The 14915-nt window shown below is 42.0% G+C and carries 12 protein-coding genes, 2 tRNA genes and 2 rRNA genes; 14 read left to right on the top strand and 2 right to left on the bottom strand.

Annotated features, from left to right (window positions below; genetic code table 11):
* The 13 genes from BP95_RS0112590 to BP95_RS0112530 all read left to right on the top strand — a co-directional run.
* A 23S ribosomal RNA gene (locus BP95_RS0112590) occupies positions 1–125 on the top strand; the annotation flags it as partial.
* Between the two features lie 146 nt (positions 126–271).
* Positions 272–388, top strand: a 5S ribosomal RNA gene (rrf, locus tag BP95_RS0112585).
* Positions 389–1015: 627 nt separating this feature from the next.
* Positions 1016–1297 carry a hypothetical protein gene (locus tag BP95_RS0112580; RefSeq protein ID WP_021255010.1) on the top strand — a complete coding sequence of 94 codons (282 nt, stop codon included), beginning with the start codon at positions 1016–1018 and terminating at the stop codon, positions 1295–1297.
* 40 nt (positions 1298–1337) lie between these two features.
* Positions 1338–2339: a hypothetical protein gene (locus BP95_RS0112575; RefSeq protein ID WP_021255009.1), complete on the top strand. Its 1002-nt coding sequence runs from the start codon at positions 1338–1340 to the stop codon at positions 2337–2339.
* A gap of 97 nt (positions 2340–2436) precedes the next feature.
* Positions 2437–3420: a hypothetical protein gene (locus BP95_RS0112570; protein ID WP_028532356.1), complete on the top strand. Its 984-nt coding sequence runs from the start codon at positions 2437–2439 to the stop codon at positions 3418–3420.
* A 321-nt stretch (positions 3421–3741) separates the two neighbouring features.
* Positions 3742–4776 (top strand): hypothetical protein, encoded by a 1035-nt coding sequence (locus BP95_RS0112565; RefSeq protein ID WP_021255006.1) that lies wholly within the window; start codon positions 3742–3744, stop codon positions 4774–4776.
* A gap of 187 nt (positions 4777–4963) precedes the next feature.
* On the top strand, positions 4964–5956 hold the full coding sequence (locus BP95_RS0112560; RefSeq protein WP_028532355.1) for a hypothetical protein: 993 nt from the start codon (positions 4964–4966) through the stop codon (positions 5954–5956).
* A 50-nt stretch (positions 5957–6006) separates the two neighbouring features.
* On the top strand, positions 6007–7332 hold the full coding sequence (locus BP95_RS0112555; RefSeq protein ID WP_028532354.1) for an ABC transporter substrate-binding protein: 1326 nt from the start codon (positions 6007–6009) through the stop codon (positions 7330–7332).
* Between the two features lie 13 nt (positions 7333–7345).
* On the top strand, positions 7346–8758 hold the full coding sequence (locus tag BP95_RS0112550) for an ABC transporter substrate-binding protein (protein WP_028532353.1): 1413 nt from the start codon (positions 7346–7348) through the stop codon (positions 8756–8758).
* A gap of 85 nt (positions 8759–8843) precedes the next feature.
* On the top strand, positions 8844–9827 hold the full coding sequence (locus tag BP95_RS0112545; RefSeq protein WP_028532352.1) for a hypothetical protein: 984 nt from the start codon (positions 8844–8846) through the stop codon (positions 9825–9827).
* Positions 9828–9919: 92 nt separating this feature from the next.
* Entirely contained in the window at positions 9920–10999 is a 1080-nt protein-coding gene (locus tag BP95_RS30260; RefSeq protein WP_021255000.1) for a hypothetical protein, read from the top strand.
* A gap of 230 nt (positions 11000–11229) precedes the next feature.
* Entirely contained in the window at positions 11230–12234 is a 1005-nt protein-coding gene (locus BP95_RS0112535) for a hypothetical protein (protein WP_021254999.1), read from the top strand.
* A 25-nt stretch (positions 12235–12259) separates the two neighbouring features.
* Complete coding sequence (locus tag BP95_RS0112530) at positions 12260–13258, top strand: hypothetical protein (RefSeq protein WP_028532351.1); 999 nt, start codon at positions 12260–12262, stop codon at positions 13256–13258.
* 68 nt (positions 13259–13326) lie between these two features.
* Here BP95_RS0112530 and BP95_RS0112525 read toward each other — a convergent pair.
* Together BP95_RS0112525 and BP95_RS0112520 are read right to left on the bottom strand one after the other, a co-directional pair.
* Positions 13327–13408, bottom strand: a tRNA-Leu gene (locus BP95_RS0112525).
* A 9-nt stretch (positions 13409–13417) separates the two neighbouring features.
* Positions 13418–13493: transfer RNA gene (locus tag BP95_RS0112520), tRNA-His, on the bottom strand.
* Positions 13494–13766: 273 nt separating this feature from the next.
* Here BP95_RS0112520 and BP95_RS30255 point away from each other — a divergent pair.
* On the top strand, positions 13767–14717 hold the full coding sequence (locus tag BP95_RS30255; protein ID WP_036667018.1) for a transglycosylase domain-containing protein: 951 nt from the start codon (positions 13767–13769) through the stop codon (positions 14715–14717).
* Positions 14718–14915 lie beyond the last annotated feature (198 nt).

Here is a 14915-nt window from a genome sequence, read left to right as displayed (position 1 = left end):
CCCCCCTCAAGATGAGATTTCCCAATTAGTAAGACCCCTTGAAGACGACGAGGTAGATAGGTTGGAGGTGGAAGCACAGCAATGTGTGGAGCTGACCAATACTAATCGGTCGAGGGCTTATCCTAAAAGATTAAACCCCAAAAAGTGAAGTGAAGCTTTGCAGCAACACCGAATACTTTCCGGGGGCCCCGGATGAACATCTAGCACTAACTTTCGCATTCAGTTTTCAAGGTTCAAACCTTGAATTTCATATTGGCTTTAGCCAATGCTGTTTGGTGGCGATGGCGGAGGGGTTCCACGCGTATCCATCCCGAACACGACCGTTAAGCCCTCCAGCGCCGATGGTACTTGGACCGCAGGGTCCCGGGAGAGTAGGACGTCGCCAAGCAAATGAAATAACCCACTAACTATTTTAGTTGGTGGGTTATTTGTTGTCCACAGATTATCCACAACGATGAATAGGTATGTTATTGAAGAAATATGCACAGAGGGATAACTTTATAAAGTGAACAATCTCGCATATATAAGCCGTCCCATCCACAATTTCTGTTGAAAACGTGTTCATAACGTTGGATAACTACACGATAATAATTCGATATTTCGCAAAATTACGAAGTTATACACATTCTAGCAATGATTCACTTATCCACACGTTGATAAGTTTCAAAGATAATTGAATCGTAAAATATTTATTCAGTGAGGGCCAGATTAGTGCCACTTACACTTTAGGTAATTTAACAACCATCCACACCTTATACACTCCAAGTTCATAATTCTTTCCCATACATCTTCATGTTCACCCATTAAAAGTTTTGAAATCCTAATATTGATGCTTTTATTTGCTTATGGGAATGAAGTTAATTGTAAGCGTATTCCCTATGTATGCACCGAGATGTCGAGGTTAAATGCGCAGAGCATCATTTCTGTTTTGTCTCTTCCTATCCGCTATGCAATGACTAATGCGGTGAAGGAAATCGTACAGCATAAAAATTCAGTTGAGGAAGTACTCAATTCTATGCAGAAGGGATTGGAAGAGAAATTAGATGCTGAGCGAGAAAAGGAAAATAAGAAAATATTCATAGTTATGGATGAAATAAAAAAGTTATCGAATGCCTGGTGCAATTTGATAACTCTTTTTTTGTATGGAAGCAGAGAAGGAAGATGTAACAAACAGTATCAGTTTTCATTTGCAAACTGGCATTACGGAGTTGGTCGTTCACATTTCATTTCTGATTTTATTCTTAAAACTTATTCATTGAATGTTAAGTTGAGTATTACATGTTCAATGTTAGCATAAAAAGAGGGTTCAAAATGAAACATAGGAGGAAATAGAACAAATGAACATTAAAACAGCAATTCTAGCATCCATGATCGTATCCAGTATGTTGGTTGCCGTGGCAGGCCCGATTCCTGCAGGGGCCGCGGCTGCGCAAGAGCATAAGCAAACGGATAATAAGAAGGTTCATATCGATCAGAAGCTGGCCGCCAAGCTGCAAAAAGCGGTAAAGCAATTTGCAGGGAAAGAGATAAAGTTACAGGAGGCTGCCGAGACTACATTTGCTACAAATGCAAAGGTTACATCGACAGATGGAAAGTACGCAGTCCACTTCGATTATCAAAAAGGAGAAGTATGGGAGATCAATGGAACGATTCCAATTGATACAATCAGCAAACAGGATCAGGAAAAGGCCCTGAAAATGCTGAAAGGAGCATACGCAAAGAAAACATACGTCTTTGATAGAGAAGCGGTCATGAAGAGGCGCTATGACGATAAAAAAGGAAAACTGCAAGATCATTATTTATCGTATGAATTGACAGGGAAAGATTTTGAAGCACTTCTGTCCAAGGATAAGCGGGGAGAGACGCCAGTAGAGTATGTCAGTCTTTCGATAAAGTTAGCCAAGGAAGAGCTCGATTCAAAGTCGCTGGAAACGGCAGCAAAGGCGATAAATGCGGCTTTCGATCATGATTTGAATGTAACAGAGGGGTCTCTTAGTTCTAACGGAGACAACTATCATATGTTGTCACTTAAGGATAATGATGTATCACTTGAGATGGAAGCAAAAAAGGGAAAGGTCTTGAATGTATTTCATCATACAAGAAAAAAGGTAATGACCGACCAAGAGATTACGACAAAAGATGCAAAGGCAGTGGTCGCTCCGCTTGCCAAGGAATTATTCAATATCGACATTTCGGGATTAGAAGTAAAGTGGGACAACCTATTTAAAGATTATTGCTTCGTTAAAGGCAAAGAAATGGTATTGAGGGCAGCATTGGATGCCGATAAGAACGTGGTGTACCTCATATCGGGTGGCACAGCATTATTGGGGGGGCATTAGACGTTATCGGACTAAATATACAGGCTCAAATGAAATACATAAATTCTAATTTTCGTTAGATGCTTAATAAACAGAAGGAATACCTAGGAGGTTAACTATGAATATAAAAAAAGCAATTCTAGCGTCTATGATCGTATCGAGTATGTTAGTTGCCGTGGCAGGCCCGATTCCTGCAGGGGCCGCGGCTGCGCAAGAGCAGAAGCAAGCGGATAATAAGAAGGTTCAAATCGACCAGAAGCTGTCCGCCAAGCTGCAAAAAGCTATCAAAATATATGCAGGGAAAGAGATCAAGCTGAAGAATTTCGGTGAGAAGATAGAATTCTCTCCAAGTGCCAAGGTTGATTCCGTAGACGGAAAATATGCTATCCGCTTTATCATTGATAACGGTAAAATATGGGAGATTGATGAAAAGGTCACAATCGATAAAATCAGTAAAGAGGATCAGGAGAAAATCTTGACAGTGTTAAAAAAAGCATATGCAAATAAAACATATGCCTTTAACAAAGAAGTGATCATGCAGCGAGGCTATGATGGCGAAAAAGAAAAACTAGGTGCGAATTTGTCGTATACGTTGACAGGGAAAGATTTTGATGTTTCCTTTGCAAAGGAAAATTCCGCTAAAGAGCTAAAAGGTACTGTTGGTGGTTTTAAGATACAGTTTACCAAGGAAGAGCTCGATCCGAAGCTCCTGGAAACGGCAGTAAAAGCGACAAAAACGGCATTCAATCATGATTTGATGGTTACAAACGCTCAGCTAACTAATGGCATTAGATGGATGCTTGAGGATAAAGATGTATTGGTCGAGATGGAGAGGGGAGAACTCACTAAGGTATCTCATAAAACGCGTAAAGCGGTAACGACTAATAAAGAAATTACGGAAAAAGAGGCTAAAGACGTGGTTGCACCGCTTGCCAAGGAATTATTCAATATGGATATTGCGCAATTGGAAGTGAAGTGGGTCAGCGAATATGAAAATTACTACTTCTTCAAAGACAAAAAACCGGTTCTGAGGGCAGCACTGGACGCTAATAAGAACGTAGTGTCCATAATAGCTGGTGTCGGAGCATTATACGGATTCTGAATAGGGCGAGTTTGGACATTAAAGAGTTATTGAATTGCATGGCGCAATTTGATAACTCTTTTACATTTGGATATTCGCATAGGAGACAATATATAAGTGCTTCGAAAGCATCTCCTGCCCAGAAAGGATATATTTATAAGACTGCTGATGAGGCAAGACAAAAGTTAAAACCGGAATATCGGAACAGCCCGCTGCAAAGCACACTTCTATGGAAAGAATAGTAGAGATGATGTCACAAATGAGCGAATTGATATTGTTATATATTGTAGGTGAATATACCAGTGGTACACCATGAGAATATAAAACATTGGAGGGTTTAGTATGAATTTGAAAAAAGCAGTTGTAGCATCCATGATCGTATCCAGTTTGTTGGTTACGCTGGCGGGCCCGACTTTTGTAGGAGCCGAAGCAGCAGGAGGAAAGAAACAAGAGCAAGCATCAAGCAGCAGTGTTCAAATTGATAAAAAGGTTGCTGCCAAGCTGCAAAAGGCTGTACAAAAATTTGCCGGCAAAGATGTCAAGCTGCAAAATGTTGGCGAACTAGTTCGTTCGACTGACACGATGGCGAGGGTTCAATCCGTAGACGGGGTCTATCAACTATTTTTTGATCATAAAACAGGACAAGTATGGACGTTGACCGGAAAAACAACGATCGACAAAATCAGCAAAAAGGATCAGGACGATGTTCTGAAATTGTTGAAAAAAATGTATTCGGGGAAAACATATGCTTTTGATAAAGAAGTGCTCCTGGAACGTTACTATGAAGATAAAAAGGAACAGTTCAGCCAAAATTCTACTTACTATTTGAAGGGGAAAGATTTTAATGCATCACTCGTTAAAAATGATCCGGATCTAAAAGATTATATTAATCAAGCCCGGATCGAATTTGCTAAGGAAGAGCTTGAAGCGAAGCTGTTGACAACGGCGGAGGAATCGGTGAAAACGGCGTTAGATCATCAATTTAACATAACAGAGGCTTATCTTGTTAGTAATACTAAAAAAAACGCATGGGAATTAAAGGACGGCAGCTCTACTCTTTACGTAGATGAACAGAGCGGGAAGGCAACTAACTTATTCCATAATACGCGCAAAAAGGTGACGACGAGCCAGACGATTACGGCAAAAGAGGCAAAAGAGGTGGCCGCTCCGCTCGCCAAGGAATTATTCAGTATCGATATAACGGGATACGAAGTAAAGTGGGATAGCTTATATCAAGACTACTGCTTCGTTAAAGATCAAGAAACCAGAGTAAGAGTGGCATTAGATGCCAATAAAAAGGTAGTGTACCTTAAATCCGGGGCAAATGCACTTTTTGGAGGGGAAGACCCTGTTGCAAGCAGACTAGATGAAGAATAATGCAAAAAGGTAAGTGAAAATCATCCATTTGAAGCATCCGAAAGGGTGCTTTTTTTAATATGCTCCGTTACTTCTGTCCAAACATTAATGTTCTCTTAATTTTTATTCATATAAAGTTTCGTGGTTAAGTTCTATTCCATTCATTAGCATTATAGCTATCAAGTGTTCCATTAAAGGAGGAAATAAAATGAACATGAAAAAAGCAATTCTAGCGTCTATGATCGTATCGAGTATGTTAGTTGCCGTGGCGGCGCCAATTCCTGTTGGAGCCGAGGCTGCGCAAGGGCAGAAGCAAGCGGATAATAAGAAGCTTCAGATTGACAAAACGATGGCTGCCAAGCTGCAGAAAGCGGTAAAGCAATTTGCGGGGAAAGAGATTAAGCTGCAGGAGGCTGCCGAATCTATAAATGATTCAGAGGCGAAGGTTACATCGGTAGATGGAAAGTACGTCGTCTACTTTAATTATAAAAAAGGTGAAGTATGGTCGTTGGACGGAATGATTCCACTCGATAAAATCAGCAAAGAGGCTCAGGAGAAGGTCCTAAAAGCGCTGAAAGGGGCATACGCAAAGAAAACGTACGTTCTTGATAAAGAAGTGATTCTGCATCGGCTGTATGATGGGAAAAAAGAAAAACTAAAAGATGACTATTCTTTGTATCAGTTGACAGGGAAGGACTTTGAAGCAAGTTGGGCGATATATGGGGGGCCAGGTTTTGTTAGTAGAGTTGCAATAAAGCTTGCCAAGGAGGATCTCGATTCGAAATCGTTGGAAATGGCAGCAAAAGCGATAAAGACGGCATTTGATCATGATTTTGAAATAACAGATGCCCAACTTCATTCTAATGGGGATAAGGTTCAAATGTTATTACTTAAGGATAACGATGTATCGCTTGAGCTAGACAAAAAAGAAGGAAAGGTCTTGAATGTATCTCATAAAAAAAGAAAAAAGGTAACGACCAACCAAGAGATTACGGAAAAAGATGCAAAGGAAGTGGTCGCTCCGCTTGCCAAGGAATTATTCAATATCGATATTTCGGGATTGGAAGCGAAGTGGGACAACAAATTTAAAGATTATTACTTCATTAAAGACAAAAAAGCGGTATTGAAAGCAGCGTTAGATGCTGATAAGAAACCCGTGTATATCGTATCAAATGGCCCAGGGTTAATGGTGGGGAATTAGATGTTAGGGTCAATTGCAAACTGTGCTTGAATAAAAAGGGAGCTAGAACTATGCATAATAGATGGAAAATTGTGATCTTGCTGCTAACTATCGTTTCCTTAATGAGCGGCTGCTTTGGCAAGAAGGAAGTGTTGGAGCCCTTGCAAGCAAGCAAAATCAAGGTGATCTATCAGGATGAGGAAGCCTTTTACCACGACTACGGGAAGTATTTTCATATGAAATATCCGCAGATTGAGGTCGAGGTTATCCCCGAGACTCAGGTGCTTCAAAATCTAGGGAAAACGATTCGTGCAGAGGATTGGGATACGGAAATAAAAAAGCTGTTGGAGAACTCCGGTGCAGACGTAATAAAGCTGGGTGATGCGAAAACGTTTCAATCATTTGCTGAAGCTGGCAGGTTATACGAATTGGAAGAAATGATCCGGCAGGACGACTATGATATGAAGGGCTTTTTGCCAGGGCTGATCGACAGAATTAAAAGCTTAGGCAACGGCAAGCTATATGGGCTTGCTCCTTATGTGGATAGGGAAGTTTTGTACTATAACGCAGCGTTGTTCAAGGAGCATCAAATCGAACCGCCGAAGAACAATATGACCTGGCAGGAAATGTTTGATTTGTCAGCGAGATTTGCCAATATCGGAAGCGGAGACAATAAGGTGTACGGGTTCTATGAATGGCATGGGGATATAGGATCCACTTTGTACAAAATTGCCGATTCCTCCGGATTGAAGCTGCTCGACCCGAAGGGAGAGAAGGTGCTTCTGAACTCAGATGGCTGGAAAAAAGCCATCAAGCAGGTAACGGATGCTGTACGCAGCAAATCTTTATTTTTGCATCCTGAAGGCCAAATTTACACACAAGAACTTAGAGATCAAGTTGCTATGGGGATAGGCAGCGCTTACAAAACTAGGGAGCTTGTATTGACCAAGCAAGATTGGAATGTAGTTACGGCTCCGGTAGATCCTGCAATGGATTCTTCATCCATTACCTTTTCTCCCATCTACGCAATTGCGGCCGACTCAGTCAACAAGCGGGCGGCTTGGGAATTCGTCAAATTTGTGAATGGCCCGGAGATGGCGCAGGCCCGTTCGAGGACATTGGAAGGTAAGCTTCCTTCACGTAACGGTTATATGAAGGATATAAAGGGCAGGAGTACGGATGCATTTTATATACCGAAGATCAGGCAGGAGAGCAGCCTTTATGAAAGTCTTCCATTCGAGTTCCTCAGATTATTTTATAAACCGCTTCGTGAGGAGCTGTTGGCCGTAGTTGCGAACGAGAAGTCAGTTGATGAAGCAGCTGCCGCGTTGGAGGTAAAAGCGCAGGAACTGCTCTTAAAAGTGCGAGAATCTGCAAACAAGGATAAAGGGAAATAGGGAGTGTAGAAACGTGTTAAAGAGTGGGAAGACCGTAATTATGCTGCTGACGATCATGTCTCTCTTAAGCGGCTGCTTCGGAGAACGGTTAGAGCTAGCGCCATTAAAAGACGGTAAAGGGAAGATCAGGGTTGTCTATCAAGATGAAGATCGGTTTTATAGTGACTATGGGAACTTCTTTAAGATGATGAACCCCGACATCGATATTGAGGTTATCAGTGAAGCAGAATTGTTTGACGAAGCCGAAAAAAACGAGGCATTCAATTTGACTGAGGAAAAGAAAAAGCTGCTCGATAAAGTTAAGCCGGATGTGCTGTTTTTGAATGAAAGCATGTTTGAGGCCTTCGCTCAAGAAGGAAGGTTGTATGATATAGAGCCGGCCATCAGCCAGGATCAATACAATTTGGACGGATTCATGCCTGGTCTTATCGACAGGCTGCGTGCAAAAGGGAATGGGAAGCTGTACGGGCTCACTCCTTCCTTCGAAACGAATGTCATCTATTATAATCGCAACTTGTTCAAGAAGCATCAAATCGAGCCGCCAAACGGGAAAATGACGTGGAAGGAGCTTATTGATCTGGCAGCGAGATTTTCGAGCGTCGAATCAGGAAAGAAGCAAGTTTTTGGATTGTATCAAACGAGAGGGCCGGCAAGTTTGATGTATGATATCGCCGCTGCATCGGCACTTAAGCTCGTTGATGCGAAGTCAGGCAAGCTGTTGATCGATTCGGATGGTTGGAAGGAAGCAATGAAGATGACGGCGGATGCCGTCCGCAATCATGCAGCCTATGCTCCTCCACCAATGGAGGAAGGAGAAGTACTTGATGGATACGATGATACTGACTTTGAGAAACATAGAGACTACTTGAAACAGTACAGCCGATCAAACGAGTTATTCTACATGGGTCAAGCGGCCATGACGATCCAAGCGCCATGGTTTGCGTCCTTTTTACGGGATATTCCCTACTACTCAAAGACACCGGAGATCGACTGGGGCATCGCGGCCGCGCCTGTTAATCCTGCTAAGCCCGATGAATCGGCTTACGTGAAATTGTCAGAGATCTATGCCATATCTGCGGATTCTCCGAACAAGCGGGCAGCTTGGGAGTTCGTCAAATTCGTGAACGGGCCGGAAATGGCGCAAGTTGCTGGGAAGGCAATGAACGATACGCTGCCTACGCGATCAGACTATTTCAAGGATTTTAGGGGGCGGGACACGGAGGCTTTTTACCTCCTGAAGCCAATGGAAGCTAGCAGTGTGTCAGATAAAAAAAGTATTCCACCAGGGTTCCAAGCTGAATTCGATTCGTTATTGTCGGATGCGCTGAAATCCTTAATTAACCAAGAGAAATCGCTGGACAATGCGGTTGCCGAGCTTCAAATCAAGGGGCAAGAAATAATAGACCAATTGCGGGAAACCAAGTAGGAGCAATAAGCGAATTAAGTTGAATCTAATTGTTCAATGTTGGCATGAAGAGAGTACTCATGTATTAATACATAGGAGGATTACTATGAATCTAAAAAAAGCAATTCTAGCATCTATGATCGTAGCCAGTATGTTGGTTACTGTGGCAGGCCCGATTCCAACAGGCGCCGCGGCTGCACAAGAGCAAAAGCAAACAGATAACAAGAAGGTTCAAATCGATCAGAAGCTGGCCGCCAAGCTGCAAAAAGCAATCAAACAATATGCAGGGAAAGAGATTAAGCTGAAGAGTGTCGGCGAGAAGATAGAATCCTCTCATGATGGTGCAAAGGTTGAATCCGTAGACGGAAAATACGCTATCTGCTTTAATGTTGGAAATGGTCGGATATGGCAGATTGAAGAAAAGGTCACAATTGATAAAATTAGTAAAGAGGATCAGGCGAAAGTCCTGAAAGTGTTGAAAGGGGCATATGCCAATAAAACATATGTCTATGCTAAAGAAGTGATTATGCAGCGAGGGTATGATGGTGATAAAGAAAAGCTAGGTGTAAGTTTGTCGTATAAGCTGACAGGGAAGGACTTTGAGGTATATTTCTTCAAAGAGAATACTGCTAAAATGCCGAAAGATGCAGTTAGTGCGTTTACAATAAACTTCACCAAGGAAGAGCTCGACCCGAAGTTGTTGGAAACGGCAATCGGAGCAATAAAAACAGTATTCAATCATGATTTGGAAGTTACATCCGCTGACCTAAGACGCTTTACATGGACACTTGAAGATAAGGACATATCGCTTGAAATGGAGGAGGGAAAGGTCACTAACGTATTTCATAAAACACGTAAAACGGTAACGACCAACAAGGGGATTACGGAAAAGGATGCCAAAGAAGCGGTTGCTCCGCTTGCTAAGGAATTATTCAATATGGACATTGCGGATTTAGAAGTGAAGTGGGACAGCACCTTTAAAAATTACTACTTCATTAAAGACAAACAACCCGTATTGAGAGTAGCACTGGACGCCAATAAGAACATAGTGTTCTTAACATCAGGTGTCAGAGCATTAAGTGGGTTCTGAATAGGGAAGGTTTGAATATGAAAGAGTTATTGAATTGCATAGCGTAATTTGAGAGATAAATATCCATACAATCATACATAGGGGGAAATAAAATGAATATCAAAAAAGCAATTCTAGCATCAATGCTTGTATCCAGTATGTTGGTTGCCGTGGCAGATCCAATTCCTGCAGGAGCAGGGGCTGCGCAAGAGCAGCAATTGGATCGCTGGACAATTCAAATAGATCCGAAGTGGACGGAAAAGCTGAATCAAGCGGTAAAATTATTTGCCGGAGAAGACGTGCAATTGCAAAAGGTAGGTAAGCTCGATTTCAATAATAAGAATGCATCTAAAATAACAGAAGTGCGATCTGTAGATGGTAAATATTCATTACAATTTGATTATGATACAGGGGTTATCTGGACGGTAAGCGGCAAAACCGCTACTATTGACCAAATCAGCAAGCAGGAACAGGAAGACGTATTAAAGTGGTTGAAAGCGATATATCCAAAGAAGAAGTATGCATTTGATAATGAAGTTGAGGTGATTCACCAATTTACGGATGAGAAACTCTCAAAAACGTCAAAAGCAGAGGTTAGAGAGGAGAAGACGTACGAATTGAAAGGAAAGGATTTCTCCGCTTCCTTACACAAATTAGATGGCATACCAGAACATATCGGTCATATCACGATTGACTTTGATAAGAAAGAGCTTGATCCGAAACTGCTGAAAACAGTTGTTGATGCTGCTCAAACTGTTTCTACAAATAAGTTTGAAATGACGACTGCTCAGCTTCGCGTCGATTTATCGCCAATTATCTCAAAGAATAAACCCAATATAACATGGGTGTTCCATGATGGCAAAGTTACGATTTATGCAGATCCCAATACAGGGAAAATCAATAGTATCTACAATGAGCTTGGAAAACAAGTACGCGAAAATAAAGGCATTTCCGAAAAAGAGGCGAGAGAAGCGGTCGCCCCAATAGTGAAGAAAGTATTTAATATCGACATGAATGGATATAGCGTGAAATGGGATGGAACAGAAAGGGATTTTGCTTTCACCAAGAAAAATGGCATGAATGTAAGAGCGGCATTGGATGCAAATAAAAAGGTCGTGTACATTCGAGTCGGAAGAGCTGCTGCTCCTGGGATCATTAGGTATGCAGCGGATTTGGAAGTGAAACCCCAATAAGCGTCTGCAAACGAACCATATTCATTATATTTTGACTCCGTATCGAATAATCCACTGGCTTCTTTGCGTCGGTGGATTTTTTTATTTGAAACCATTTTCATTCAGAATAGTAGAGATGATGTCACAAATGAGAGGAGTGAAATTGTTATACATTGTAGGTGATCACCATTTTACTGATAAAAAACGTTCAAAAACTTCAAAAGTAGGGTGAAACATAGGAGGGGTTTAGTATGAATTTGAAGAAAGCAGCTCTAGCATCCTTGCTCGTATCCAGTATGTTGGTTACCTTGGCAGGGCCGATTCCTGCGGGTGCCGGGACAGCGCAACAGTACGAACAGCAGCAATCGAATAGTAAGACGATTCAAATCGATCAGAAGCTGGCTGCCAAGCTGGAGAAGGCAGTAAAACAATTTGCGGGCAAAGAAATTAAGCTGAATTTGCAGGACGCTTCCCAACCTATCAGCGATCTGGTGCAGGTTAAGTCGGTAGATGGAAAATATAGTGTGAACTTCAAGGAAAAAACTGGAGAAATTATTACGGTTAGAGGCTATCAAAGCATCGATAAAATCAGTAAGGAGGATCTGAGCGAAGTCCTTAAAGTGTTAAAAGGATTATACCCAAAGAAAGACTATTCATTTGATAAAGAAGTTCATGTCGATCTTAACGATGTAGAAGCAAAGACACCTTTTAGCATGTATGCGTTAAACGGGAAAGGATTCTCTGCCATACTAATGAAAAATTATCCGGGATGGCCGACAAAGATTCATGTTGGAGCCCAAATCGAAGTTGCCAAGAGCGAGCTTGATCCAAAGCTCCTGGAAAAGGCAGCTGAGGCAGTAAAAACGGCTTTAGGCCATAATTTTGATGTGACGAAGGCTTGGGTTGGAGGTACGAATAAAAAAAGTACATGGAAGCTTAAAGGTGGTAATATTACGCTGTCTTTGGACGCAAAGACAGGGGAAACCGAATATATTTATGATATTTCGCGAAAACAATTGATGACGAACAAAGAGATTACGGAAAAAGAAGTGAAAGAAATAGTCGCGCCAATTGCAAAGAAGTTGTTCAATTTGGACATTCAGGGGCTTGAAGTAAAATGGGACGGCTCTGCAGGAGATTTCATCTTCAATCAAAAGAAAGATACGAAAATGACCGTTGCATTGGATGCCGATAAAAACGTAGTTTATATGTTTTCTGGAGTGAGAATGCTTCTGGAGGATTTAGAAAGAGATTAAACCTTAATACAAAGGAGAAGATAATATGAATCTAAAAAAAGCAATTTTAGCAACGATGCTCGTATCCAGTATGTTCGTTACACTTGCGGGCCCGACCTTTGCAGGAGCCGAAGCAGCAGGAGGCAAAAAGCAAGAACAAGCATCGGGCAGCAGTATTCAAGTTGATAAAAAGGTTGCTGCCAATCTGCAAAAGGCCGTGAATCAATTTGCAGGGAAAGAGATAAAGTTGAAGTTCGAGAAGGCCTTTAAACATCCATTTGATCTGGCAACGGTTCCTTCGGCAGACGAATTATACAAAGTAGATTTTAAGCCAAGTACAGGAGAACTGATCAATATTAAGGGGATTCAAACGCTTGATAAAGTGAGCAAGGATGATCAAAAGGAACTGCTGAACAAGTTGAAAGGGATGTACGCCAAGAAAGCCTATGCATTTCATAAAGAGGTTCAAATCACTCAAAGCTATGACAAAGGAAAGGTTTCACAAACCTTTTATATATTAGAGGGAAAAGACTTCATGATTTCTTGGATGAAATATCCACCTGGGCAATCGAAGAATAAAAATTATATTGGAGCAGCCGTTATTCAAGTAGACAAGAACGAGCTAGAACCGAAATTACTCAAAACGGCAGCGGATGCAGTGAAAACAGCTCTCGATCAGGAATTTGAGGTGAAGAAAGCAGAGCTTGGTTATTATGCTGGCGCTAAAGGTGATATATGGAAGCTCAAAGGTGATCATATTACTCTGGCGGTCGAAGCAAAAACAGGAAAGACAGAGTATGTATATGACGTTGCGCGAAAACAAGCAGACACGGCAGTAACAGAAAAAGAAGTGAAAGAAATAGCTGCGCCGATTGCCAAAAAATTGTTCCATATGGACATTCAGGGACTTGAAGTGAAATGGGATAAATCAGCGCGTGATTTCTATTTTATTCAAAATAAGGAGACAAAAATGTCAGTTGCATTGGATGCTGATAAAAACGTAGTTTATATGTTTGCTGGAGATAGAATGCTAATGGAAAAATGAAGTGAATGTGTATAAAAAAAGAGTTATCGAATCGCTTAGCGCGATTTGATAACTCTTTTTTTGTCGTATACCGATGGCCGGACTCGAACCGGCAAGCCTCTCGGCACCGCATTTTGAGTGCGGCGTGTCTGCCAATTCCACCACATCGGCAAAATGATATGGGGCGATCGAAGGGAATCGAACCCTCGAGTGTCGGAGCCACAATCCGATGCGTTAACCACTTCGCCACGACCGCCATATTGATTGCTCAACAGAATCTTAATTTAACATACTTTCGACATGATTTGCAACAAGGAAAATATACCAACAACATTTTTTGTGACTCACTCGTCTTCTATTCATAGAAAAGGCGTTTTCTGCTTTACTTTCACCTTTTCTTTCATCATTGTAAGCTGGCTGCAAGTCAATTCGATGTCATGGCATGAGGTCAACGTATACACTGTACGTAAGGGGTTATGTTTCAAAATGAATAATAGCTCTTACATATAAGAAGGGGAGGCGGTTACGAATGAAAAAACAAAGAAAAGGACATCTGGTTCAAGCATCGGTATTTATGCCTCTGCCTGCTCAGGAAACAATAGCACATCGCAAGGTACCGAGTGCGTCCCAAGATGAGCCTCATCGTCCTACGAAGAAAGAAACAACTATGATACATGAACAAACGGAAACGATAGCACAACCTGCCCATACGCCACACCGAATGAAGTGGAAGCGTTGGGTCATATATAGCTTGATCATTGCAATTCTTACCCCGATTATTGGGTGGGTAGGGATGGCGGCAACAGGGACGGCCTGGATTGATCAAGGCAAGCTCATAACGTTCCGTGAGCAGATTGCACAAGAAGCGACTACAGCCAAGGGACAGCATTTGGTTCAACTGGAGCATATGGCTTCCTTTATACCGCAGGAACTGATGGCCATTGAGGATCATCGCTTCAAGCTTCATCCCGGCATTGATCCGATCGGGCTGGCGCGGTCAGTCTGGATAAATGTGACGAAGCAGCAGAAGGCACAGGGCGGCAGTACGATTACGATGCAGCTGGCGCGCAACTTGTTCTTAACGCATGATAAGACATTTTCCCGCAAAATGAAGGAGATGGCGATAGCGGCCAATCTGGAGTGGAATTTTAGCAAGCAAGAGATTTTGGAAATGTACCTGAATAAAGTATATTTCGGACATGGACAATATGGCATCGAGAATGCAGCACGCTATTATTTCGGCAAGACGACACGAGTCAATGGCGATCTTCCTACGGTTAACAAGGCAGAAGCAGCGATTCTCGTTGGATTGCTTAAGGCACCTGAGCGCTATTCCCCGTCGAAGAATATGAAGCTGGCCCTCCAGCGTCAGCATGTTGTATTGAAACGTATGAAGGATTTAGGCTGGATGACAGAGGCAGAGCGCCAAGCAGCGCTGAAGACTCCGATTGGTGTCGTTGTCCACAGTAAAGGGAAATAAAGAAAGAAAAGGCACACTTGATCAAGCTCGGATGAGCTGCGGCAGGTGTGCTTTTTTTATTTTTACTCATGGAAGCGCTGAATGACGTGATTAATTTTCGTGCAAAAGCAATTTTTACAGGAATGAGACATATATATGAATCGGCGCCTATGAAATCTTTTACAGGAAAATAAGATGATGTATGAAAATGAGCAGGGA

Source organism: Paenibacillus sp. UNC217MF (assembly GCF_000686865.1).
GTDB lineage: Bacteria > Bacillota > Bacilli > Paenibacillales > Paenibacillaceae > Paenibacillus_B > Paenibacillus_B suaedae.
This window is presented reverse-complemented; position numbering and strand designations above follow the sequence as displayed.

Bases quoted from the DNA above. Each gene is read 5' to 3' on its own strand.
- BP95_RS0112545 (WP_028532352.1), top strand. From the start codon at position 8,844: ATGAATCTAAAAAAAGCAATTCTAGCATCTATGATCGTAGCCAGTATG.
- BP95_RS30255 (WP_036667018.1), top strand. From the start codon at position 13,767: ATGAAAAAACAAAGAAAAGGACATCTGGTTCAAGCATCGGTATTTATG.
- BP95_RS0112570 (WP_028532356.1), top strand. From the start codon at position 2,437: ATGAATATAAAAAAAGCAATTCTAGCGTCTATGATCGTATCGAGTATG.
- BP95_RS0112580 (WP_021255010.1), top strand. From the start codon at position 1,016: ATGCAGAAGGGATTGGAAGAGAAATTAGATGCTGAGCGAGAAAAGGAA.
- BP95_RS0112560 (WP_028532355.1), top strand. From the start codon at position 4,964: ATGAACATGAAAAAAGCAATTCTAGCGTCTATGATCGTATCGAGTATG.
- BP95_RS0112535 (WP_021254999.1), top strand. From the start codon at position 11,230: ATGAATTTGAAGAAAGCAGCTCTAGCATCCTTGCTCGTATCCAGTATG.
- BP95_RS0112530 (WP_028532351.1), top strand. From the start codon at position 12,260: ATGAATCTAAAAAAAGCAATTTTAGCAACGATGCTCGTATCCAGTATG.
- BP95_RS30260 (WP_021255000.1), top strand. From the start codon at position 9,920: ATGAATATCAAAAAAGCAATTCTAGCATCAATGCTTGTATCCAGTATG.
- BP95_RS0112555 (WP_028532354.1), top strand. From the start codon at position 6,007: ATGCATAATAGATGGAAAATTGTGATCTTGCTGCTAACTATCGTTTCC.
- BP95_RS0112565 (WP_021255006.1), top strand. From the start codon at position 3,742: ATGAATTTGAAAAAAGCAGTTGTAGCATCCATGATCGTATCCAGTTTG.
- BP95_RS0112575 (WP_021255009.1), top strand. From the start codon at position 1,338: ATGAACATTAAAACAGCAATTCTAGCATCCATGATCGTATCCAGTATG.